The 23,584-nt window shown below is 42.4% G+C and carries 23 protein-coding genes and 3 tRNA genes; 9 read left to right on the plus strand and 17 right to left on the minus strand.

Translation table 11 applies throughout. The features are described 5' to 3' along the window. Positions 1 to 5 precede the first annotated feature (5 nt). From OS173_RS06850 to OS173_RS06880, 7 genes are all read right to left on the minus strand, one after another. Positions 6 to 296 carry an addiction module antidote protein gene (locus OS173_RS06850; protein ID WP_267183532.1) on the minus strand — a complete coding sequence of 97 codons (291 nt, stop codon included), beginning with the start codon at positions 294 to 296 and terminating at the stop codon, positions 6 to 8. A gap of 281 nt (positions 297 to 577) precedes the next feature. Continuing rightward, positions 578 to 664, minus strand: a tRNA-Leu gene (locus tag OS173_RS06855). 637 nt (positions 665 to 1,301) lie between these two features. Further along, positions 1,302 to 1,375 (minus strand) — tRNA-Cys (locus OS173_RS06860). A 139-nt stretch (positions 1,376 to 1,514) separates the two neighbouring features. Beyond that, a tRNA-Gly gene (locus OS173_RS06865) sits at positions 1,515 to 1,589 on the minus strand. Positions 1,590 to 1,666: 77 nt separating this feature from the next. Further along, the gene (gene pgsA / locus OS173_RS06870; RefSeq protein WP_267183533.1) at positions 1,667 to 2,221 is read right to left on the minus strand and encodes a CDP-diacylglycerol--glycerol-3-phosphate 3-phosphatidyltransferase; all 555 of its coding nucleotides are present in this window, start codon (positions 2,219 to 2,221) and stop codon (positions 1,667 to 1,669) included. Positions 2,222 to 2,312: 91 nt separating this feature from the next. Next, on the minus strand, positions 2,313 to 4,160 hold the full coding sequence (locus tag OS173_RS06875; RefSeq protein WP_267183534.1) for an ATP-binding protein: 1,848 nt from the start codon (positions 4,158 to 4,160) through the stop codon (positions 2,313 to 2,315). Beyond that, the gene (locus tag OS173_RS06880) at positions 4,157 to 4,849 is read right to left on the minus strand and encodes a response regulator (protein WP_267183535.1); all 693 of its coding nucleotides are present in this window, start codon (positions 4,847 to 4,849) and stop codon (positions 4,157 to 4,159) included. The genes OS173_RS06875 and OS173_RS06880 overlap by 4 nt, the downstream gene beginning before the upstream one ends. 105 nt (positions 4,850 to 4,954) lie before the next feature. On the opposite strand from OS173_RS06880, the gene OS173_RS06885 reads away from it, so the two are divergent. From OS173_RS06885 to OS173_RS06895, 3 genes are all read left to right on the plus strand, one after another. Then, positions 4,955 to 7,432, plus strand: coding sequence for a penicillin-binding protein 1A (locus tag OS173_RS06885; RefSeq protein ID WP_267183536.1), 2,478 nt, complete (start codon positions 4,955 to 4,957; stop codon positions 7,430 to 7,432). Positions 7,433 to 7,534: 102 nt separating this feature from the next. Next, positions 7,535 to 8,140, plus strand: a complete 606-nt coding sequence (locus OS173_RS06890) for a Maf family protein (RefSeq protein ID WP_267183537.1) — start codon at positions 7,535 to 7,537, stop codon at positions 8,138 to 8,140. A 45-nt stretch (positions 8,141 to 8,185) separates the two neighbouring features. Next, on the plus strand, positions 8,186 to 9,577 hold the full coding sequence (locus tag OS173_RS06895) for a CPBP family intramembrane glutamic endopeptidase (RefSeq protein WP_267183538.1): 1,392 nt from the start codon (positions 8,186 to 8,188) through the stop codon (positions 9,575 to 9,577). Here OS173_RS06895 and wrbA read toward each other — a convergent pair. Both wrbA and arsC read right to left on the minus strand, forming a co-directional pair. Next, positions 9,574 to 10,158, minus strand: a complete 585-nt coding sequence (wrbA, locus tag OS173_RS06900; RefSeq protein ID WP_267183539.1) for an NAD(P)H:quinone oxidoreductase — start codon at positions 10,156 to 10,158, stop codon at positions 9,574 to 9,576. The genes OS173_RS06895 and wrbA overlap by 4 nt on opposite strands. After that, positions 10,155 to 10,508 (minus strand): arsenate reductase (glutaredoxin), encoded by a 354-nt coding sequence (gene arsC, locus OS173_RS06905; RefSeq protein ID WP_267183540.1) that lies wholly within the window; start codon positions 10,506 to 10,508, stop codon positions 10,155 to 10,157. Before arsC ends, wrbA begins: the two co-directional genes overlap by 4 nt. Positions 10,509 to 10,604: 96 nt before the next feature. Between arsC and OS173_RS06910 the strand changes: the two genes are divergently transcribed. Together OS173_RS06910 and OS173_RS06915 are read left to right on the plus strand one after the other, a co-directional pair. After that, positions 10,605 to 10,886: a BolA family protein gene (locus OS173_RS06910; protein ID WP_267183541.1), complete on the plus strand. Its 282-nt coding sequence runs from the start codon at positions 10,605 to 10,607 to the stop codon at positions 10,884 to 10,886. Further along, positions 10,883 to 11,689 carry a peptidylprolyl isomerase gene (locus tag OS173_RS06915; RefSeq protein WP_267183542.1) on the plus strand — a complete coding sequence of 269 codons (807 nt, stop codon included), beginning with the start codon at positions 10,883 to 10,885 and terminating at the stop codon, positions 11,687 to 11,689. The genes OS173_RS06910 and OS173_RS06915 overlap by 4 nt, the downstream gene beginning before the upstream one ends. 67 nt (positions 11,690 to 11,756) lie before the next feature. On the opposite strand, the gene rpoD is transcribed toward OS173_RS06915, so the two are convergent. The 5 genes from rpoD to OS173_RS06940 all read right to left on the minus strand — a co-directional run bounded on the left by rpoD (position 11,757) and on the right by OS173_RS06940 (position 16,480). Beyond that, a complete protein-coding gene (gene rpoD / locus OS173_RS06920) occupies positions 11,757 to 13,610 on the minus strand; it encodes an RNA polymerase sigma factor RpoD (protein WP_267183543.1) in 1,854 nt (617 codons plus the stop codon). A 13-nt stretch (positions 13,611 to 13,623) separates the two neighbouring features. Beyond that, positions 13,624 to 15,318: a DNA primase gene (gene dnaG, locus OS173_RS06925; RefSeq protein WP_267183544.1), complete on the minus strand. Its 1,695-nt coding sequence runs from the start codon at positions 15,316 to 15,318 to the stop codon at positions 13,624 to 13,626. Between the two features lie 61 nt (positions 15,319 to 15,379). Further along, positions 15,380 to 15,823 carry a GatB/YqeY domain-containing protein gene (locus tag OS173_RS06930; RefSeq protein ID WP_267183545.1) on the minus strand — a complete coding sequence of 148 codons (444 nt, stop codon included), beginning with the start codon at positions 15,821 to 15,823 and terminating at the stop codon, positions 15,380 to 15,382. Positions 15,824 to 15,832: 9 nt separating this feature from the next. Next, positions 15,833 to 16,045, minus strand: coding sequence for a 30S ribosomal protein S21 (gene rpsU, locus OS173_RS06935; RefSeq protein ID WP_188365825.1), 213 nt, complete (start codon positions 16,043 to 16,045; stop codon positions 15,833 to 15,835). 195 nt (positions 16,046 to 16,240) lie between these two features. Beyond that, complete coding sequence (locus tag OS173_RS06940; protein WP_267183546.1) at positions 16,241 to 16,480, minus strand: EF-hand domain-containing protein; 240 nt, start codon at positions 16,478 to 16,480, stop codon at positions 16,241 to 16,243. Between the two features lie 137 nt (positions 16,481 to 16,617). Here OS173_RS06940 and ychF point away from each other — a divergent pair, with 137 nt between their 5' ends. Beyond that, positions 16,618 to 17,709 carry a redox-regulated ATPase YchF gene (gene ychF / locus OS173_RS06945; RefSeq protein WP_267183547.1) on the plus strand — a complete coding sequence of 364 codons (1,092 nt, stop codon included), beginning with the start codon at positions 16,618 to 16,620 and terminating at the stop codon, positions 17,707 to 17,709. On the opposite strand, the gene OS173_RS06950 is transcribed toward ychF, so the two are convergent. After that, positions 17,706 to 18,959 (minus strand): PQQ-dependent sugar dehydrogenase, encoded by a 1,254-nt coding sequence (locus OS173_RS06950; protein ID WP_267183548.1) that lies wholly within the window; start codon positions 18,957 to 18,959, stop codon positions 17,706 to 17,708. The two genes, ychF and OS173_RS06950, sit on opposite strands and share 4 nt — an antisense overlap. 21 nt (positions 18,960 to 18,980) lie before the next feature. Then, a complete protein-coding gene (locus OS173_RS06955; RefSeq protein ID WP_267183549.1) occupies positions 18,981 to 19,436 on the minus strand; it encodes a hypothetical protein in 456 nt (151 codons plus the stop codon). 200 nt (positions 19,437 to 19,636) lie between these two features. Between OS173_RS06955 and OS173_RS06960 the strand changes: the two genes are divergently transcribed. Then, complete coding sequence (locus OS173_RS06960; protein WP_267183550.1) at positions 19,637 to 21,607, plus strand: hypothetical protein; 1,971 nt, start codon at positions 19,637 to 19,639, stop codon at positions 21,605 to 21,607. A gap of 78 nt (positions 21,608 to 21,685) precedes the next feature. Beyond that, positions 21,686 to 22,336 (plus strand): tRNA (guanosine(18)-2'-O)-methyltransferase TrmH, encoded by a 651-nt coding sequence (gene trmH / locus OS173_RS06965; RefSeq protein ID WP_267183551.1) that lies wholly within the window; start codon positions 21,686 to 21,688, stop codon positions 22,334 to 22,336. On the opposite strand, the gene OS173_RS06970 is transcribed toward trmH, so the two are convergent. Next, positions 22,313 to 23,239 carry an ELM1/GtrOC1 family putative glycosyltransferase gene (locus OS173_RS06970; RefSeq protein WP_267183552.1) on the minus strand — a complete coding sequence of 309 codons (927 nt, stop codon included), beginning with the start codon at positions 23,237 to 23,239 and terminating at the stop codon, positions 22,313 to 22,315. The two genes, trmH and OS173_RS06970, sit on opposite strands and share 24 nt — an antisense overlap. A 144-nt stretch (positions 23,240 to 23,383) precedes the next feature. On the opposite strand from OS173_RS06970, the gene OS173_RS06975 reads away from it, so the two are divergent. Then, the gene (locus OS173_RS06975; RefSeq protein WP_267183553.1) at positions 23,384 to 23,569 is read left to right on the plus strand and encodes a zinc-finger domain-containing protein; all 186 of its coding nucleotides are present in this window, start codon (positions 23,384 to 23,386) and stop codon (positions 23,567 to 23,569) included. Positions 23,570 to 23,584: the final 15 nt, after the last annotated feature.

Raw genomic sequence — 23,584 nt, forward strand, 5'->3', positions numbered from 1 at the left:
AGATATTAAGCCTGGCGACATTGTGGAACAACTTCAAACTTAAGGTCAAAAGTGGCGAGTAATTTCATAATGGTTTCAAATTGTGGGTTGCCATTCTCACTTAAACTTTTATACAAACTTTGGCGGCCGGTACCCACTTCTTTAGAGACATGGGTCATACCTTTGGCTTTAGCCACTTCACCCAAAGCCACGAGAAATCCATCTATACCATTTTCTTCAAGCGCTACAGCAAGATAAGCCGCCGCCATTTCGGGGCTGTCAATATATTCTGATGCGTTATAGGGTTCAGTTTTCATATCATTACTCCAATTCTTTCAGTATCTGTTTAGCCTTACTAATGTCTTTTATAGGAGACATCTTGTCAATGGGTTGGTTCCTTTTATATTTTTAAGGTTGTTTTCAAAATTAAAAATTAGGCCTTGGCGGCTATATGGCTAATAATAGTTACCAAAAATGTTGCCAACAAAATGCGTGCGCTGTAAAGAACTTTAATGATACCTTATAAGGCGTTAAAGTGTTATATGTCTTGGTTTGTGTGAGGTTGTGAGATTTTATGAAGCGCCAAAAAACTAAGGAATGGTGCCCGGGAATGGAATCGAACCATCACGGTATTTCTACCGGGGGATTTTAAGTCCCCTGCGTCTACCAATTTCGCCACCCGGGCCCTTTTGATGTCTCTGACTGCGTGAGATCATCAATTACTGCGTCGAAACTTGCTCAAGCACATGCGTGCATTCACAAGTTATCTCCTTGTCCTTGATAATCTCACTGTGTCAGAGACTATCAAAAGATCCTTTAGCTGTCTTATGCTTCCATGAGGTCAGCATATACTGCGTCGAAACTTGCTCAAGTACAGTTGTACATTCGCAAGTTATCATCTTGTCTCTGCTAACCTCATGAAACCATAAGACTAGCAAAAAATGCCTTGTTGCTGATTCTATCAGCTTTGTTTCTAACTTAGAGAGCACATGCGTGCACTCGCGACTCTTTCCTTGTCTTTGCCAGCCTCACTGTGAAAGAGACTATCAAAAGTTCCTTTTTGCTGACTCATCATTCATGATACCAGCATATTCTGCGTCAGTTGATGTTTGAGTACAGTCGTACACTCACATCGCCTTCCTTATTTCTGCTAACCTCAGATATCCTGAGCCTAGCAAAAAATCCTTTTTGATGTCTCTGGCTGCGAGATCATCGGTTGTTATTTTTAAACTTGTTTTCGCGGTTTTGGCGAAGTGCTTCATTTTAGTTAAAAAATTGAAGCTGTAAAGGACTTTTTGGGTCCTTTTTTTGTTTTTTGAAGATGGAGGCTGAACCCGGAATCGAACCGGGGTACACGGATTTGCAATCCGCTGCATCACCACTCTGCCATCCAGCCGAATCTTTTTTACGCTTATCTTCAAAAGCGTTGTTATTCTCGCTTTTATTTGTTGTCAGTGCAAGTCTCGTTTTGGGTTTTGGCGAGGTGCTTGACACTGAAAACAAAAAAGGGCTGATTAAATCAGCCCTTGGGTGTTTGGAGCGGGAAAGGAGGATCGAACTCCCGACCCCAACCTTGGCAAGGTTGTGCTCTACCGCTGAGCTATTCCCGCTTTGAGGTTGGCTATTTTAGCCGTAATGATTTTATTGTCAATCGATTTTTGGAAAATTGTGTTAAAACTTATGACTTTTATTGACGCATCATTGGCCAGGCGGCTTTGAGGTAAATCACCATTGAATAAAGAGTCAATGCGGCGGCGATATAAAGTAAGCCCAGTCCGATTAATTGTACCGGTATAAACCATAAATCAGCTTCATAGAGTAAAAATCCAATTGCCATCATTTGGAAAACAGTTTTTATTTTGCCGACCATGGCAACATTAACAGCGCTGCGTGACCCGAGTTCTGCCATCCATTCGCGTAAAGCACTGACGGTTATTTCGCGGCCAACGATAACGGCGGTGGCTATCATCATGAGAATGGTTGGGTGATCCTGAAGCAACACAATGAGGGCAGTTGTGACAGTGAGCTTATCAGCAACCGGGTCTAAAAAAGCACCTAATTTTGATGAGACGTTATATTTTCGTGCGATATAACCATCAAAAAAGTCAGTAATACCGGCTAAAACAAATACCCCGCATGCCACGAATCGTGACCATTCATAAGGTAAATAAAAGAACAAAATCATCACTGGAATCAGTAGGACCCGAAGTATGGTCAGAAAATTTGGAATGTACTTGGTCATGGCGTCCAGTTTTGTGAAAGTGATGGAATGTTAAAAAACCCGCTTATTCTACCAATCATTACCCTGATTGGCTTTACTTTTTTGGTTAGTCTTAGATTCCAATTTGATAATTTCCGCTTAAGATCACCACCACGCCATCGGGTTGGTATTGATTTTTAATGGTAATTTCAGCGTGATGGAATCGAGCAATTAGTTTTGCCACATAAAGGCCAATGCCTAAATGAGCTGTTTGGCTTTGTTGTTGGCGGTAAGAGTGTAAGGAATCAAACACTGTGCTCAGCTTTTCATGGCTTAGCGTCGGTCCTTGGTTAGAAATATGTAATTGATATGTCTGATTGCTTGTATCAATGTTCAACTGAACCAATATGGGTTGTTGTTCAACGCTAAAATCATAAGCATTTTCGATGACCTTATCAATGAGTTGTGCCATTAAGTCAGCGTTGCCATTAATAAAGACGGCTTGTTGAGCGCGTTGGAATCTTATGACATGGTTGGGTTTTTGGTAGGCGGGTATCAAATCGTCCAGTAACGCATTTAAGTCAAATGGATGCCGTTCGTTGTCGTTAATGGCTTGTTGTAATCGGCTTAATGAACTGAGTTGATTTAAAATAAACATCAGTCGGTGATTGGCCTTGGCGGCACGTCTGACAAAATCTTGTTGTTCCCTTGATAATTGACTGCTGCTAACGTTATCCAATGATGATTGGATTATACCGATGGGGGTTTTCATTTCATGTGATAAGCGACTTCCTAATTGTTTAAGGTAATCGGTGTATTGATCGATTTGCGCCAGTAGTTGGTGCAAATCGCGTGATAAATCACCCACTTCATCAGCTGCTTTCATGAAGGGTAATTGTTTATGAATGGTTCCCGAGTCATCTAAAACGTGGCGCAATTGTCGGCTTAAACGGCGAATACGCCAGGCCAGTAATGCGGCGTAGGCCAAAAACACTAACAGCAGCAATAGGGCAATGCCGAATAACCAACCTATGGTTTGGATAAAGGTGCGAATCAGGCTACGGTGTGCCGGCGGATGTGCCAGGGTTAAACTTATCTGACCCGTGCTAAAGTCTTGATTAACCACCTGGTGATCTAAGTTATGACTCACTGAGGGATTATTGACGGCAAATATAAGTGGGTACAATACGTTAGTTAGCCAGTCATCGTTCTTAGGTTGTTCTGTTATCTTGTTGATATCGTAGAAAACGCGTTGTTGTTGATCAGTGATTAACAGGCGGCTGTTGTCAGGGGTGATTTTAGACAGCTTTTGTTGCCATTGCAGGTCACTGTTAAACACTGCTTGTAGTTGAATGTTATTGTTCGCATAGTGACCATAATGTTCAATCTCAACAGTGTGGTTGGTGGCGACGATACCAAGACCTGTTAGTTGGGTTTGTGGGAGTTGGATTTCAACTGTATAACCACTGGCAGTTTCATGCCAATAGGCTTTTAATGGCAGTATTCGATGGTCTGATACAGTGCCTTCAGGTTGACGATTAATGTGTTTGACCGTGGTGCCATGCGCGTTGCCGTAAGCTATGGTCAAACGGTCTTTTTGCTGATTAATGTTTGTTTGATTCATAGGTTCATGAGATGAATCGATCACGGAAACCCATAAGTAAAGGTGTTGCTTAGATTGGCCAAAACGAAACTGTAGGTTTTTGCCGACATCATAAGTTGGTACTGTTTGCCATTCATCTGACAAGCCATTAAGTTGTACCGGTGTTTCGATGGGCTGTGCTATCAAGCCGCTTAGATGTCTGTCTTGTTCAGTTGAAAATTGTTCAATACTATTGGCAATCAGTTGTGCTTGTTGCTGACCGGCAGTTAACAGGTTTTCTTGGTAGCTGTGATTTAAGCGGGATAGGGTGAGCCACATTAATATCGGAAAACTCAGACTCAGTAAGCCGATGGTGCCAATTTGCCATTTGAGTTTCATTGTCGCCAGCGGTAACCCATGCCGTGGACAGTTTCTATGCAATCAGATTGTGGATCAATGGCCATAAATTTTTTACGAATACGTTTAACATGAGAGGTAATGGTGCCTTCATCAACATATATATTCGCATCATGCATTAACTGCTCGCGGGTTTTGACTTGTCCGGGATAACGAGCCAAAGATTGTACCATCCAAAACTCTGTTACGGTCAAGGGTACATTTTGGTCATGCCATTTGATTTGTAAATTATCGGTTAATACCGTTAAAGGGCCTTGTTGCCATTGTTTCAGTTGTTGATTGTTACCGGTCAGTTCACTGCGACGAAACAAGCTTGCAACCCGTGCCAATAAGTGTGGCATGGATATGTCTTTGCTAAGGTAGTCATCTGCGCCTAATCGTAAGCCGGACACCACGTCCACTTCATGATCACGTGCGGTTAAAATAAGTATCGGTAAAGTCACTGATTGCTGACGCAAATTACGGCATAAATCAAACCCTGCATCCGGCTCATCACCCAAGCCAATATCTAAAATAGCTAAATCCGGTAACTGTCGGCTAAAAAATGTCTCCGCTTGTTCACGATTAGGTATGCCAGTGACTTGGTACCCGTGCTGATTTAAGGCAGCTTTATAATTGGCCAGTAAATCAGCCTCATCCTCAACAATAACAATATGTTTTGTGGATTTCATGAAATTTTAGTCCTCAGTTTCAGTCAAAGTCTTATCAGGTATTTATTCATTGTATAATGTGCCACCATAATTACAAACCATGATCTCGTATTAAGGATAAAAAATATGCGTAAAGCTTTAAAAATTTTCTGGTTTTTGACCAAACTCGGATTGGTCTGTCTGCTGTTGGCAGTGGTGACAGTTTATGGGATGTATAAATATTTTGAGCCGGAACTGCCCTCAGTTGAAGCCATCAAAGAATACCGCTTACAAGTACCGTTACGTGTGTATAGCCAAGATCACAAACTGATGGCCGTGTTCGGCACCAAACGCCGCATTCCGGTGAACATTAATGATGTGCCTGAACACCTTAAACAAGCTTATATCGCTGCTGAAGATGCCAACTTTTATGATCACCATGGTTTTGATGTCAAAGGTATTATGCGCGCAGTGTGGCAAATCATTACCACCGGTGAAAAACAAAGTGGGGGTAGTACCATTACCCAGCAATTAACCCGTAATGTGTTTTTGTCTTTGGATCAAACCTGGAGCCGGAAAATAAAGGAACTGTTTTTATCAGTTAAATTGGAAAGAACCATATCAAAGGATGAGATTTTAGAACTTTACTTGAATAAAATATTGCTTGGTCACCGTGCTTATGGTGTGGCGGCCGCTGCTGATGTTTATTATGGAAAGACCCTTGATCAACTAAGCTTAGCGCAAATGGCGATGTTGGCCGCACCGCCGAAAGCGCCTTCACGGATTAACCCCGTGACCAGTCCTGAACGGGCATTACAACGCCGTAATTATGTTTTGACACGTATGCTGGAGCTTGATTTTATTACCCAAGACGAATTTGACCAAGCTGTGGCAGAGCCTGATGAGGCCTACATTCATGAGCCAGAGGTTGAGGTATCTGCCCCGTGGGTGGCGGAAATGGTACGCAGTGACATGGTAGAACGTTATGGTGATGCCGCTTATACGGATGGTTATTATGTGGTGACCACCATCAACAGTGAATTACAAATGGCTGCACAACAGGCCATTCAAGCGGGTCTGCATGCTTATGATAAGCGCCACGGTTATCGCGGACCGGTTCAACATTTTGACCAACAGGCGATGCAGGATTTATCGGCATTAACTGAACAATTAAATGAGTTTTCTAAGCCCGCCGGTTTACAAGCAGCGCTTATTATTACTGTTGATGAACAAGAGGCCCATGCCCGTTTGGGCGATGGTCAGGATATTATTTTGACGTTTGAAAGTAGTTCTTGGGCGGCGCCCTATGTGGATAATTATCGGGTTGGTAATCGTCCAAACAACATGACTGAAGTGGTTGAGGTTGGTGATGTGGTGATGGTGGCGCGAGATGCCGAGGGCGAGTTCGCTTTAAGTCAAATCCCGAACGTTCAAGGTGCGTTGATAAGTAGCAACCCAAAGAATGGCGCCATTTATGCCTTAATAGGCGGTTATGATTATCAAATCAGTAAATTTAATCGCGTGACTCAAGCCAAACGCCAGCCCGGCTCGGGTTTTAAACCGATTATTTATTCAGCAGCGCTGGAAAATGGCCTACACGCGGCCAGTATGATTAACGATGCACCCATTGTGTTTGAAGATGATAAGTTGGAGCGTGCCTGGCGACCTGAAAACTACAGTGAAAAAATATTTGGTCCGACGCGTTTACGAGAAGGTATTGTCAAGTCTCGAAACTTGGTGTCGATTCGGGTATTACGTCACATCGGCATACAAAAAGGCCGAGAGCACATCATGAAGTTTGGTTTTAATGCGGATGATGTTCCCCGTGATTTATCCATCTCTTTAGGTAGCCCAAATGTGCCGATAATGTCCATGAATCGGGCATTTGGAGTGTTTGCCAATGGTGGTTTCTTAATTGAACCCTATGTTATAGAAGGTATTTATAACCAGCAAGATTTACCGGTATTTTTGCATCAGGATAAGTTGGCTTGTGATCGTTGTGCTAAAGATCCAGCGGACAGCGAACCTGAAGCCCGGGAAAATGAATCACCGGCGACATTGCCTGTGGTGATTAATCAAAATCAAGACAGCGATCTTAATCAAGAAATTAGCCAGCAACCGCAAGCCGAAGTGGTTACCAAACCTGAAGCCATTAAAGCCCCCAGAATAATCAGTGCTGAAAATGCCTTTATCATCGATTCATTTATGCAAGAAGTGGTTCAACGCGGCACCGGTGTTCGGGCTAAAAGTTTAGGTCGCAATGACTTGGCCGGTAAAACCGGTACCACCAATGATCAAATGGATGCCTGGTTTAATGGTTATAACCCTGAGGTGGTAACCAATGTTTGGGTTGGTTTTGATACCCCGCAACCTATGGGTCGCGGCGAAGTGGGCGGGCGTGTGGCCTTACCCATTTGGATTGATTACATGCAAGTCGCTTTACAAGACCGAACCGAACAAGAAAGACCGGTTCCCGCCGGTGTGGTTTCTGTACGTATTGATCCTGATACCGGACTCATGCTACCGCCTGAGACCACCGGAGGTCGTCTTGAATACTTTATGGTAGGGCGATTGCCGCCTGCTATAGATGATAAAGAACCGGTTGATTATGACGACTTGTTTTAATTCGCTGTGATTATTTAACACGGCTCTTCATACGATGAATGAGAAGCGGTTGCGTTATGTGCGGCCACATAAATAAACCTTAAATCACCTAAATTATTGCTAATGAATAGCCAATATGCGCAAAAAAACAACAAGCCACCGGTGATTTTAGCGTCTTCATCGGTCTATCGTCGGCATCAACTACAACAGCTTCACATTGATTTTAGTCATTATGATGCGGCCATTGATGAATCTTTGGTAGAGGATGAATCGCCGAAAAATCGTGCGCTGCGGTTAGCCATTGCAAAAGCACAATCAATTAAGAAACAATTTCCAGAGGCTGTGGTCATTGGTTCAGACCAAGTCTGTGCCTGTGATAATCAGGTGTATCATAAGCCCGGAAATCGTCATAATAACATCAAACACTTAACAGCATTTTCAGGCAGAACCGTAATTTTTTATACCGCTGTTTGTGTTATGGGGTTAAATACACAGAGCCGTGAATACATCAACGAGACGCAGGTTAAGTTTCGTCAGCTGAGTGCATCAGAAATTAGTCGTTATGTGGATAAAGAACAGGCGTTTGATTGTGCCGGCGGATTTAAAATGGAGCAGTTGGGTTTGAGTTTAATGAGGTCGGTAAAAAGTGATGATCCGTCTGCTTTAATGGGGCTGCCTTTGATACAATTGTGTGCTTTTTTACGGGAGTTGGGTGTTGAGCTGCCATAATAGATATTTAAATAATGACGTGGCTTGTTTGATTTTGGTCATTAAATGAAAATGCGGACAACCGTTAGTACCATGTTGTTGTTGCTCGCCATCTGTGTACTTTGGCTGTCTGCTCATGACAGTTATGTTGATCGAGTTAATCATCAGCAGCAGTTACTTATTCATGAGCTTCGGCAGGGCAGCCATGACCTAACGTGGTCTTTAAAGGCCTCTTCTGATTTGGTTGGCGGTTTTGGTTCCGGTTGGGTTATACAGCCTAAAGGATTAGGGGTTGATCCACAAAAAGCTGAAATTTCTTTGGCCTTTAAAGATCAGTTTATTGTGCCGAACTACTATCAAGAATTAAGATTTTACTGGACTGGTGGTTACGTAACGACAGAAAATACAAAGTTACAATTAGAATTTTCTCAAGTTGATTCAGGTATTTTTTATTATTCTCCATTATTATCAGTTGAACTCGGCCCCAATCAAATTAATTTAAGCCAGTTAGAATGGATGTCGAAGCAAGGAGAAAAAAGTGAAATCATTTCTTGGCATCAATTACCGGCTTTAAATACATTGGTATGGCGGTTTTCACAAGAACAAGACAGCAATGCTGTGGCGATTATACGTGATGTTGAGTTACTGCAAACCAAAGCATTAGACAGCATAAAACAAACAACACCGTTAACAGGCTTATTGAGCAACCAATTAAGGTTGCAGTGGCAGAAGCAACGCTTCAATGGTCAAAGAAGTGTAAGTTCTCCACCGGTTATGCGTGCTTATCTTGACATATCTCCTTGGGTGCTTTTTGTGGCGGCAATTATAGCCATTATGTTGGCAATTATTTTCTATCATCAACCGAATCGCGAAAAGCAAACATCTGTCAATAAACAGGGTGCTTTAATAACTGTGTTTTTGGTGGCGTTGGTTGCTTGGTCCATGCAGACAGAAACATTATTCACCTTGTTCGAAAATTATTCTTGGATTCCGATTATTTTGTTTATATGTCCGACGGTGCTTTTGTTTAAAGATTGGCTGTTGCCAAAAACAGCTGCTTGGTCGATTTGGTTGATGACTTTATGCGTGGCAATTACACTATTTATAGTAAGTGATTTTCGTTGGGATTTTGTCAAATCACTGCCGTTATACGTTTTATGGGCGCTGGCACAACAAGTGATATTAGGTCCATTGGTGAGTGATTATTTACACCACAAAGCCGGTTTGTCTCAAATAGCTGTGGCTTTATTATGCGGTGTTTTGTTTGCTTTACTGCATCTGCCCAATCAAATGCTGATGGTCGCTACTTTTGTCGGCGGTGTGTTTTGGAGCTATGCTTGGTTGCGCTATAAAAATATGTATGCCAATGCAGTTTCTCATGCGCTGTTGGCATTGTTGTTTTATCAGGCCATGCCGGCGAATTTATTGGGTACTGCCAGAGTCGGGTTTTGGTTTTAAATTGATTTTAGTTTTTTAGCAATCTCAGCAATGCGTTTGCCTTGAGCCAAGCACAGTTGTTTTTCGTTATTATCTAAGCCACTTTGGCGACCACTTTTCGCCCAGTGGGTGGCTCCATAGGGAGATCCGCCGGTTTCAGTGAATAACAAAGCTTTTTCGCTGTAGGGTAAACCGGCTAATATCATGCCATGATGTAGTAATGGAATCATCATATTGATTAAAGTGGTTTCTTGACCACCATGAATTGATGATGAATTGGCGAAAACACCCGCAGGTTTGCCTTCCAAATTTCCATTGAGCCAGAGTTGAGATGTGCTGTCGATAAAAGCCTTTAAAGGAGCGGCCATATTACCAAAATGGCTTGGGCTGCCCAATAATAAACCATCACAGTCGGCTAGCTCCTGTTCAGTGATAAACGGATCAGCTGCCGTCATTTCTTCCACACCTTCGGAGGCAACGGTTCTAATGATGGCTTCACAGTCATCGACCTGCTGAACGCCACGGGCAATGAGCCGCGCCATTTTCTGGGTGTTGCCGTGTTTTGAGTAGTACAGAATGAGTATGGTTGTGGTATCGGTCATGGGATTAATTCCAGAACATTCTCAGGTGGTCTGCCTATAACTGCACGGTCATTATAAATAACAATGGGCCGTTCAATCACTTTCGGGTTGGCTGACATCAATTGTAATAATTGATCATCAGATAAGTCTTGATTGTCCATGCCGAACTCTTTGTACTCAGTTTCTCCGGTGCGGATTAAATCACGGGGAGATAAAGACAGCATTTTTGTGATTTTTTTTAAGGTTTGCGGTGAGGGGGGTGTCTCTAAATATCTAATGATTTGCGTGTTCACATTATTGTCTTCTAATAAAGCTAAAGCGGCACGTGACTTTGAACAACGGGGGTTATGATAAATAATGGCTGAGTTCATATAAATACGAAAGGCTCCGAATATTTAAAATCGCTCATTGTACGTTATAATGTTTCGCTTTGCATAACCACAGCTTAGCATTGAGGCATTAATTTAATGAAAAAACACCAACAAACCTGTGACATGATTGAACAGGCCCTAAAAGATTGGGGCGCAGAATCTGTAACTGTAACCGATAACTGTCATTTGCACATTGGCCATGAAGGTGCAAAATCGGGCGGCGGGCATTTTGCGGTACAGGTGATTTCATCTCAGTTTTTAGGACAAAATCGCATTAATCGTCATCGAATGGTACAGGGTCAGTTAAAAGGCTTATGGGACAATGGCCGCATTCATGCCTTAGAAGTCGAAGCTTTTACACCGGAGGAAGTACAATGAAAATACTGACAATGTTGGGTTTAGTTCTGCTGTTGACCGCGTGTCAACAAGATGAAGCCATGGATAGTACAGTGGTGGATAGTTCTCGGGTATTGTTAACGGTTGATGAAAAACCCATAACAGAACAAATGGTGCGGGTTTATTTACTGAACAAAGGCATTCAGCAACCCGAGGAAACGCAGATCAATGAGGCTGTTGAACAATTAACAGAACAACAGCTACTGGTTAATTATGCACAAAAAGAAAATCTGCAATTACCATTAGAGCAGGCTTTGAGCTTACAGCAGTTACAGCAACAAACCATGGCGATGTATGCGTTAAAGCAATATTTAGCAGATAAAACAGTGACGGATGCTGAGATACAAAGCGAATATCAGCGGGTGATTGCTGAAATTAAAGACACTGAATACCATGTCCAACATTTACTGTACAAGGACGAGGTCGATGCCTTATCTGCATTAGATGAGTTGGCTTCGGGTACGGCCTTTTTAGATGTACAAGAAAAGTATTTAGAAAGCCACGGTAACATGTCAAATGTCGGCGACATCGGCTGGGTTAATATCAAACAAGTCCCAGAGTCATTTGCCAAACCTCTCCAACAATTACAGCCAGGTTCCTATTATCAACAACCGGTGATTTCTCAGTTCGGTGCCCATGTGATTTATTTGGCAGATAAACGCAAGTCGGAACCACCCAGCTTTGAGGCGGTTAAAGCCGGCATTCAGCGCAGCTTAGAAGACAAAAAAATTAATCGCTTTAAGCAGTTGCTGCGTGCCAAATCAGACATCAATACCAACCCGTAATAATAAATCTTCATGGACACAAAAAAGCCCGGTAAAAACCGGGCTTCTTTGCGTCAGCTTGACGTGTTTAGTTCAAATCCATAAAACTACGTAGCAGCTCGGAACGACTTGGGTGGCGTAATTTCCGCAGGGCTTTGGCTTCAATTTGACGAATCCGCTCACGGGTAACATCAAACTGCTTGCCCACTTCTTCTAAAGTGTGGTCGGTATTCATATCAATACCAAAACGCATACGCAGCACCTTCGCTTCACGTGGTGTTAAACCACCCAATAAGTTGGTCACAGTATTGGTTAAACCATTGGCTGTGGTTGAATCCAGAGGCGACAAAATATTGCCGTCTTCGATAAAATCGCCCAAACTCGAATCTTCATCATCACCGATGGGGGTTTCCATGGAAATCGGCTGCTTGGCGATTTTAATCACTTTACGTACTTTATTCACCGGCATTTCCATGACTTCAGAAATTTCTTCCGGCGTCGCTTCACGGCCTTTTTCCTGTAATAACTGTCGTGACACACGGTTGAGTTTATTAATGGTTTCAATCATGTGCACCGGAATACGAATGGTCCGTGCTTGATCGGCAATGGAACGGGTGATGGCTTGACGAATCCACCAGGTGGCATAAGTCGAGAATTTATAACCGCGCCGGTATTCAAATTTTTCCACCGCTTTCATGAGGCCGATATTGCCTTCTTGAATCAAATCCAAAAACTGTAAGCCGCGGTTGGTGTATTTTTTAGCAATCGAAATCACCAGCCTTAAGTTGGCTTCAATCATTTCTTTCTTAGCACGTCTTGATTTGGCTTCGTTGACGGTGATACGGCGATTAATCTTCTTGATTTCAGGGATGGTTAAACTGTTTTGTTGTTCAATCATCTGTAATTTTTGTTGGTAGCCAATGATGTCTTCTTTGAACATTTCAAATAAAGAGGCACTGTCACCACCTTTGCTGATTTGCTGGTCAACCCAGGTTAAATCAGTTTCTTTGTTCATAAATGAGCGAATAAAATCTTTACGCTGCATTTTGCATTGATCAATGGCAATGTCGTGAATTTTGCGTTCATAATCACGAATACCCGGCTCATAATGGTCGGTTTCTTCCATGTAGTGACCAAATTGTACCCATTGAATGTCGTTGAGAATATCTTCCATGGTTTTTGGATGGAATTTGAATTCCACCAAAATCTCAGAAATTTGTTTCATGTAGTTCTTTTGTTTAACATCGCCAATGCCAACTTTTTCAACCGACTCTTCAAACTTCTTAAATAATTTTGTAACGGCTTTGATGCGTTTTGTGACTTCCTCGAAATCAAGTCCTGTTTCGACTTCTTCCTCATCCTCATCTTCATCTTCATCAACCGGATCAGTGGGTTTTTTAACTTTTGGAATCACCGCTTCTGTGTGCGGGTCATAGATATCGGTGATGAATAATTCAACCTTGAGCTCTTCATCCAACACATCCTGGTAATATTCCAAAATAGTTTTAATGGTTTTAGGGAACAGGAACGTGGACTCCATAATTAAATGATCGCAATGCTCAATACGCTTAGCAATGGCAATTTCATCTTTACGTTCCAATAATTCGACCAAGCCCATCTCCCGCATGTACATACGTACCGGATCAGTGGTACGGCCGATGCTGGGATCAACGGCAGATAACACGGCGACGGCCTCCTCGGTGGCCGTATCGTCGTCTTCCTTGGCGGTGGAATCATTGAGGATGATGCTGTCGTCTTCGGGTGCTTCTTCCAAAACCTGGATACCCATATCGTTAATCAGCTGAATAATGTCTTCAACTGAATCGGTCTCAATAATGTCATCCGGTAGGTGGTCATTAACCTCTGCATAGGTTAAATAACCTTGTTCCTTACCTTTTGCCAGTAAGACTTTTATTTGTGTGGTTTGTTTTTCTGATGCCATGGTATGTTGTTTCTCACTTGATTTTCTTGGTTAACAGGGCTATTAACTGCTGTTTCTCTTGGTCAGTTAAACCGTCTTGCAATTGCTTTTCGCGCAACTGGTTAATTTTTGACGTGGTGGTCAATTGTTCCAGATGGGCCACTAAATCATCCATTTCAGAAGTCAGTTCGGTTTCATCCATGTGATCATACACAACCATTAATCGGCTGAGATTACTCACATAGTCACTGTTCCTGAAGTGCTCTAATAGCGCTGCTGAATTAATTTGGGGGTAACCGGCTTGGATTTCAATCATTTTGTTGATAATTTCTGCGCCTTTGTAAGGTAATAGCGTAAAGTCTAAATCATCTGGCAACTTTTCACACAACGCTGGTTTATTAAGGATCAATGACAATAGCCGACGCATGGGATTTAGCTGGCCGTTATCGGGCCGTTTTTGTTGGTTGGGTTTTTTTGAGCGGGCATGCGTAATCCCGGAAATGTTGGCAACGTTGTCATGCATGATTTGGCGAAAAGCTCCGTGCGGTAATTGTTTGAGGTAACTTTTAGCGCGCTCATGAAGCTGTGCTTTACCGTCAAGGGTGTTTAGTTGAATTCCTTCGCTGATGATATCCATCAGAAACTGTGACAAGGGAACTGCTGATTGTAATTGTTGTAAAAAGCCATGTTGACCATTTTGATTGACATATGAGTCCGGGTCTTGATCTTCGGGTAAAAATAAAAACTCAATGATTTTATCATCTAAATATAAAGGTAAAGCCGTTAACAGGGCTTTTTTTGCGGCTTTTTGACCGGCAGAGTCACCATCAAAACAAAAAACCACCTTAGTCCAGGTTTTAAATAATAAAGCGATGTGTTCAGTGGAAGTGGCGGTTCCCAGAGTAGCCACTGTGTTTTTTATACCGTGTTGGTGCAAGGCCACCACATCCATATATCCTTCAACGACAATCACAAAATCTTCTGAGCTGTGCTTTCTGGCTAAGTGATAGCCATAAAGTTCTCGACCTTTATGAAATAGATCGGTTTCCGGCGAATTCAGGTACTTTGGTTGTTGCTCATCATCCACGGCGCGACCACCAAAAGCAATAACACGACCACGTCGGTCATGAATCGGAAACATCAGGCGGTTTCTGAATTTGTCGTAACTTTTTTGATTGCTGTGAGACAGCAAACCACAGCGATCTAAGAGTTCTTGTTGATCCTGAGGAAAACGTTTGCTGATACCGTCCCAGCTATCCTCAGCAAAACCGATTTGAAAAGTTTGACAGGTTTTACCATCAATACCGCGGTTTTTAATGTAATCAATAATTTTCTGATTGTTTTTCAGATGTTGTTGATAAATACGGGTGACTTTTTCAGTGATGGCATATAAGTTGGTGCGTTCTCGGTGTTGCTGCTTGTTGACTTGTTTCAGTGGTACTTCAACGCCTGCCTGTTCTGCCAATTCCTTGACTGCGTCAACAAAATCCAGACCTTCAAACTCCATGAGAAAGCGAATGGCGCTGCCGCTTTGGCCACAGCCAAAACAGTGAAAAAATTGTTTTTGTTGACTCACTGTAAAAGAAGGCGTGTTCTCGTTATGAAAAGGGCATAAGCCTGAATAGTCTTTGCCGGCTTTTTTTAAGGTAACACGGGGCGCCACCACATCATAAATATCAATGCGGTTTAATAATTCATCAATAAATTCATTGGGAATGGAGGCGGACACGACATACCTGAGTCTTTACAGACTAAGTGAGTAAAGTAAGGGATTGTACAACAGTGGGCAATTAAGACAAGCGGGATTTAACGAGGGCGCTCACTTCGCCCATATCAGCGCGCCCGGCAATTTTAGATTGTAATTGGCCCATCACCCGACCCATGTCTTGCATGCCTTGGGCATCGGTTTGTCGAATCGTATCATCCACCAAAGCTTGAACTTCGTCCTCACTCAGCTGTTGCGGCAAATATGCCTTCAATACCTCGGACTCGGCCCGCTCAATGTCGGCCAACTCTGGACGGTCGGCTTGATCGTATTGTTCAGCGGCGTCCTTGCGCTGTTTTATCATCTTGCCAATAATTTTAACAATATCCGCGTCATTAACGTCACTTCTGGTATCTACTTCAATCTGTTTAATTTCAGAGGTAAGCAAACGTATGGTGCCAAGCAGGGTCTTATCTTTAGCCCGCATGGCATTTTTCATATCTTCAGTGATGCGTTGTTTTAATGACATGGTAGAGCGTTAATACATTCTGCGCGGGATGCCTTCTTTCGCCACACGACGTTGGCGACGCTTAACAGCAGCGGCTTTTTTGCGTTTTCTTTCTTGGGTTGGTTTTTCGTAGTATTGACGTTTACGTGATTCAGCCAGTACACCGGCTTTTTCACATGCGCGTTTAAAACGGCGCAACGCGAAATCAAAGGGTTCGTTATCCCGAACTTTCACACTTGGCATATGTATCTTAACTCCAGTTAAATAGTAAATAAGCCCACAGGTGGGCTGAAAAGACCGCGTATTTTAATGGTTTTATTGCTGAATGCAAAGTAAAAAGGCTAATTTGCGTGGATTTTACAGGAAAAAAGGTGCAATATCCTTAAAACACTGGCTTGTTTCATGGTTGAAGATTGTAAAAAACTCAGAAACAAGCGCTTAAAAAACCGTCCAATTGGTTTGCCACCATTCTAAAAACTCGTCAAAATCAATTTGTTCATTGTGATCGCCGTCAATGGTTTCAAAGCCGCGAATGGCATTTTCACGGTCAGCAGTGGGTGCCAATATTTTTAATAATTTGATGAATTCATCCTGATCAATAAGACCACTGTTATCGCGGTCAAAGAATTCAAAATGATCTCTAATTTCAGCAATTTCTTCTCGGCTTAATTTTGACATAGTAATAAGGTTATACAAACAGCACCCATTATAGGCTGATTGTTGACCGATGAGAACCGAAAGTTTTTATATTCTCATTAAAGGATGATGATTGATTTATGATAGAATCCGGCGCTTATTTTAATGGGTCATTTATTATGGGTTTTAAATGTGGCATCGTCGGCCTGCCAAATGTCGGTAAATCAACCTTATTCAACGCCTTAACCAAAGCAGAGATTGCCGCGGAAAATTATCCTTTTTGCACCATTGATCCCAATGTCGGCATTGTTGAAGTGCCCGATCCCCGTTTGGCGCAGTTGGCAGCTATTGTAAAACCTCAAAAGGTTTTACCAACCACCATGGAGTTTGTCGATATCGCCGGGTTGGTTGCCGGTGCCTCAAAAGGTGAAGGTTTGGGGAACCAGTTCTTATCCCATATAAGAGAAACTGATGCCATTGCGCATGTCGCCAGATGTTTTATTGATGATGATGTGGTGCATGTGGATGGTAAGATTAATCCGTTGTCTGACATTGAAACCATCAATACAGAGCTGGCTTTGGCTGATCTGGAGTCCGCTGAAAAATCATTGCTAAGAACCCAAAAGAAATCACGCACCGGTGATAAAGAAGCCGTGAGAAGAGCTGCCGTTTTAGAGAAGATTGTGGCACATTTATCAGAGGGTTTGCCATTAAGAACCTTAGATATGGAAAAAGAAGACTGGCAATTGGTGAAAGAATTCAGTTTTATTACCGCTAAACCGATGATGTATATTGCCAATGTTGATGATCAGGGTTTTGAAGATAACCCGTTATTGGATTCATTAAATAGCTTTGCTGCTGAAGAAGGCGCTATCGTGGTACCGGTTTGTGCCGCCATTGAAGCCGAAATCGCGTTACTGGATGAGGCCGATAAAGCCGAATTTATGGCTGAAATGGGTTTAAAAGAATCCGGTTTAAGCCGCGTTATCAGAGCCGGTTATGAACTGTTAGGATTACAAACTTATTTTACCGCCGGTGTTAAAGAAGTTCGGGCCTGGACATTTGTTGCCGGTATGACCGCACCACAAGCGGCCGGTGTTATTCATACAGATTTTGAAAAAGGCTTTATTCGCGCCGAAACCATGGCATTTGATGATTTCATTAAATATAAAGGCGAAGCAGGCTGTAAAGAAGCCGGTAAACTGCGCTTAGAAGGCAAAGAATATATCGTTAAAGAAGGCGATATTCTACACTTCCGCTTCAACGTTTAGGGTGATTCAAAGCCGTTCAGAAATATCAAATCGCCCTCAAAACCGTTGGCAAAAATAAGATCTTCGGTAATGCCATCAATGCGGTAAATGGGGCCATTTTGAGAAGTAATATAGACATTACCCAGGTGATCTTCACCGAAGCTAGTAACGCCGGTCGGCACAATATTGGCAGTCCAGGGCATTGAAAGCCACTGGTTTTGACTGTAGTTAGCTAGCCATAATTGGTTTTTACACCAGTCAGTGTAGATGTAATGGTTTTGCAGATTAATTATCGGACCACGGTAATTATAGCCACCGGTAATGGAGCAGTTACCGTCTGTATGAGCCAATTCTAAGATGGGATCAGTGAAGGTTGGTAGCGGCGGGGTGCAAGTGGCACCAGTGTTTTCATGAAAGCCTTCCCGACAACGCCAACCATAATTTTCACCACCTGAAGAACTGGCCGGTTGAAAATTGACTTCTTCCCATTTGTTCTGGCCGACATCGGCAATATACATATCACCGGTCAAGCGATCAAAGCTCCAGCGCCAGGGATTGCGTAAACCGGATGCCCATATTTCATCACAGCTGTTGTTGCTATTAACAAAAGGATTGTCATTGGGAATGCCGTAAGGACCGGCATCAAGTCCACACGCTTCATCGTCTTGTTGTAAGCTGCCATCGACATCAATACGAAGCATTTTGCCTAATAATTGAGTTAAATCTTGTGCCCGATGATTGGGGTCATTGCCACTACCGCCATCACCCATGCCGATATACAAATAGCCATCGGGGCCAAATAAAATGTTGCCGCCATTATGGTTACCGAAGTCCTGTTCAATTCGCATCAGAATGACGGCAGAATTGGGATCGGCGATATCGGGATTGGCTGAAACTTGATAACGAACAATCAGGGTATCGCCTTGATTGGGTGAGGCTTTGGTGTAATTAATGAAGAAGTAACCGTTTTGGCTGTAATTTGGATGAAAAGCCAACCCTAAAAGACCTTGCTCGCCATTAAAACGAACGAGGGAGCTGATGTCCAAAAATGGTGTACTCAACAATTGACCATTTTCATCAATAATACGTATGGTGCCGTCTTGTGTGGCAGCAAACAGTCGACCACTGCCATCATATGCGGATCGGATACCCATGTTGTTAGGGATGTTTGCCACTTCGGTCAAGTACAGACCATTGGGAACCTGACCTATGGCTGAGTTTAGCCATAAAAAAAGACTTAAAAACAAAATTGTAATCATTGGTTTTTTCATGGCTGAACTCATTTTTAGGGGTTATTTAATGCGTTTAACCTTAACGCTGCGGTTACCGTCACCACTCAGTGTCCAGGAACCCATAAAGCCCGGTTCAATGGTGACAATTTGTGGTCCGTCTTGATTTAAGCTTATGCGTCCGGTTGAAACTTGCTTCCAAATTTGGCCGTTTTCAAGCTGATAAAAATTATCACCCAACTGGTTGCTGTATTGTTTAACCAAAAGGGCTTTTATTTCGCTTTCTTCAATCTCTTGAGTTGTCTTTGCTAAGCCCAAATTCTTTTTACGCTCAGCCATGATTTGTGCCTGTTGTGTTTGGTTGACCCAACGCAATAGAGCGGCTTGTTCTGATGGGCTCAATTTGTCGATACCGGTGGCTTGTTTTTCTGACTCAGTCATGTTCGAAAAATCAAGGTCTTTAGCGGTCGCCATTAAAGCCAGTGACAGGCTGATAACGATAACAATGGTTTTAGTCATTAAATGCATATTTCTGTTTAAAATTGTCAATATACATCATATTATAGATAATCAAATGAGAAAAACCCGAAAAAAGCGGGATTTTATGATTTATTTACAGGTTTTTTTGTTGTATAACATTCTTTTAACACCACAACCCAAAAAAATTGTAAAATATGCGAGATAGTCACAAAAAAACGCAAACAACCAAAGGTAATACCATGCAAAAAAATACAGTCTTAACCATCGGTTTACTGTCACTGGCCGGACTCGGTCTGACAACAGCAGATGCCGGTGTCAAAGTTATCATGAATCAATCTACTCCTTTAGGAATGGTTGGGGATACTGAATATGATCTTGATAATAATATAATAGAAATAGTTCTGGATAGACCTGTAATCTGTAACAAAAAAGATAATCAAGCTTATCCAAATGGTATCACTAAACTGAAAATTTATGATCCTAACAGAGAGATGCAAGGTGGGTTTGGCACACAAGATGGCTTGTACTTTGACACAGATGCTAACTACGAAATCCAAAATGGTCATCTGCTGTTGGATACTTATAATCCCGCAAAAGCACTTTGTGTCAGTGCTGAATCAGGAAATTATGATTTAATTTATAAAGACCCTTTTGAAACGCCTGTTGAGGCTGCTCCATTAATGCAGTATGTTGGTTTGCCAGATATCGTTTCACCAGGCCAAGAATTAAACTACGAAATTCATTTAACCAACCCATCCACTGCGCCAAGTGATATTTATTTTGACTTAATGGAATACTGGCACAAGAACTCCGGTCATGCTGCTTATATGTTTGATGCTGGTTCGAGAACCTGTAATCCATCAAACTCAGTTGTATGTGATGCAAGTCCTATAAGCAAACTTAAAAAGAATGTTCGGTTGTCACCTGGCAATACGTTAGAATTAAAAATCACTCAAGTTGTTGATAGTAACTCAATTGAAAATAATAATCTTGAATTTATGGCCGCAGCTTTTTTAAGAAATGGTTCAAATGGCGATTTTAAGCCAAGAGTGTACAGTAATGATTTTTATGAAAAAGACGTTCATGTAATTAGTAAAACAGTCAGTGTTCAGGATAATACACCACCAGTTGTCACATGGACAAATGGTCAGCCAAGTTCGGTGAGTTTTTATGAAGATGAAAATAATGAATTAACATTTGATTTTGAATTTTTCGATATGGAAACACACGATTTAAGTGATATTACTCCTACGGTCTCTGTTAAATACAATACTGTTTCAGCCATGATAGATTTTTTAGGTATTGCTCAAAATGGAAATCATCAATATAGTGTCAAAATAAAACCTGAACCTGATGCATTTACCAATACAGGTGACCCAGAGGTTGTTACAATTACTGTGGATGATAATGTCGGAGGACAATCTACACTGACCTTCAATGTGGATATAAGCTCTGTAAATGATGCCCCGACCTTTGCCCTGAATTGTAATGAGTTAACAATTAATGAACAAAATACAGACTTAAGTTGCACCTCGGCGATTGGCAATGGTGGCGGTAATCAAATCCAGGGTGTCTGGGGTGATGAATATATTATTGCCAGCTTTGACCCGGGTCCGAATGAAAGCCACCAATTGGTGCAAAAATATGAAGTCGAAATTGTTGATAACTCAGACGGAGTTTTAGATACCTTTGGTAGTGGTTCAGCTGTTACCATTGATAAGGACAGCGGTGAAGTGACCATTCACACCAATAATGGTGTTTATGGCACAGCACTGGTTCGTGTCCGTGTTAAAGACAATGATGGTGTTGCCGGTGCCAATGGATGTGACACCAATGATCCGGGATATGAGGCAAGTCATGGATGTGATGTGTCTGATTGGAAGCCTTTGACCATTGTGAGTCAGCCTTTCAAATATAGTGTCAGTGGTGAAGTTCTTGGTTTGCCTACTAGTAAATCAATTCAATTAAAGTTAACTGGTACTGAAAATGGTATATCAGTAGATGTAAATACAAATATAACTGTTAGCAGCACCCAACATAGCTTTACTTTGCAGAATGGTAATGGTCAGCCTCAACTATTGGATGATGGTACAACATATACTGTTATCCCTGATTTAGTACCTAATGGTTATACATGCAATGTGACAAATGGTACTGGAACCATAAATGGCTCCGATATAACAAATGTAGAAGTTAGTTGTTCAAATTAGTAGCTTATTTGCGAAATTGAAAATAAATAAAAAAGCAGCTGTTCATCAGCTGCTTTTTTTATTGTGTAAAATACCATCATGACGCCACAACGCTTTGCCACCTTAAAAAAAGTCCTTGATCAACGCCAGCCCGATTTGACGGTGGTGATGGATGGGGTGCATAAACCCCACAATTTTAACGCCATTATCAGAACCTGTGATGCGGTGGGGGTTTATGAGGCGCATTATGTTCCCGTAACGGAACGCTACCGGGAACTGACCAACACCGGTAAAGGCTCGGAAAAATATGTTTATGCCCGCCGTCACAATCATTTTTCTGAGATTGGCTCGGTATTAAAAGACCGGGGTTATCAACTCCTGGCGGCGCATTTGTCCGATGAAGCCGTTGATTTTCGTGCCATTGATTTCACCCGACCCACGGCGCTGGTGATGGGTGCCGAACTGGAAGGCTTAAACCCTGAAACTGCGAAGCTGGTGGATCAGCATGTCATTATTCCGATGCAAGGCCTGGTGGAATCACTCAATGTGTCGGTGGCTTGTGCCATTATGCTGTATGAAGCCCAGCGGCAGCGTTTGGCGGCGGGACTGTACGATCAGCCACGCCTGGCAACTGAGATATATGAAAAAACCCTGTTTGAATGGTGTTGGCCAAAAGTGGCTGAACTGTGTCAGCAGCAAGGTCGTGACTATCCCGAACTGGATGATTCAGGCGAGTTCCAGTCGTTCTAACAAGTCCGAGTTTTGCAGTAAATGTTGCAGCGGGTCTGGCAAGCTCATGGCTTTATCTAAACAATCAAAAGTACTCAGGCGACCGGTAATTGAGTCTATAAATCGGCGGTGTTTTTTGGATTGAACGAAATCCTTTGCCAGCAATGTCAATGCGGCCTGGGAAGCGCCGGCTTCATTCATCATATTAATACTGTCGGCGGTGACAAAGATTTTATCGGCATTGGCCAGTAAAAAACCATAGGGATTGTCACCATCCGTGTGGTTAAGCCACAACTGTTCCTCTGCTTTTATAATGGATCGAATAAACCTTTGGGTTTTTGGCTTTAAGCGCGGTGAACCACAGAGGTGAATCCGGGCCTTATTAAATACCGATCGGATTTGTTTTAAATCACTTAAAAATTGTTGTTCAAAATAGTTGTCGCCGGGATTACCAATAAATATCGCCACATGAGGTTTATGGGTGCTGTTGACTTGTCTATGCGCGCTAAACCAGGCTTGATTAAAGGGATGTAAGTTGCCACGAAAGCATATGACCTTATTATGATGTACTTGATCGTGTTCAGGTAATAACACCACATCAAAACCCTTGAAATGATGACCGGGGTTTAAGATTTGAATGTATTTGGCTTGCGTGTTTTGATGTTTTCGTAACCAACGCGCCGCGCCTGCCATACGGCGACCGGTGGTAATAATGAAATCACTGTCAGTTTCATCCTGCAATTGTGGCTTGAGAACAGCGCCAATACCCGGTAATAGTCTCGGTAACAGCCAATCCCAGGGTGCCGACAACCTAATCTGCGTTATTTGCTGTTGTCGGCAGAGTGTTTTCGCCAGTGTGAGGCTTTGGATTTCATGGCCGCGGGTGCCTTCACTTAAGACCCGAGCCTTATTCGCTTTATTCAATGACAGTCAGCGTTTATAATAAGCCCATTATTATAGAGACCTTTAGACAAAACGTATAGTTTGCCTAAATAAACAACAACCCAGTACGCACATGAGTTGCCGTTTGATTTGTTATCGGCCAGCCATTTCATTGAGGATATAGTCATGAGTAAAGAATTAGCCAATGCCCAAAAAGTGTATTATGTGACAAAAAAGGATTTACCCCTAAGTTGCCCTACCGATGATATGACTTTATGGAATTCCCACCCCAAAGTCTATATGCCGATTGCAAAGCTTGGTGAGGTGATGTGTGAATATTGTGGTGCCAAGTATATTTTAAAAGACGAGTAAGGTGCCTCATCTAAC

Source organism: Marinicella gelatinilytica (assembly GCF_026410405.1).
GTDB lineage: Bacteria > Pseudomonadota > Gammaproteobacteria > Xanthomonadales > Marinicellaceae > Marinicella > Marinicella gelatinilytica.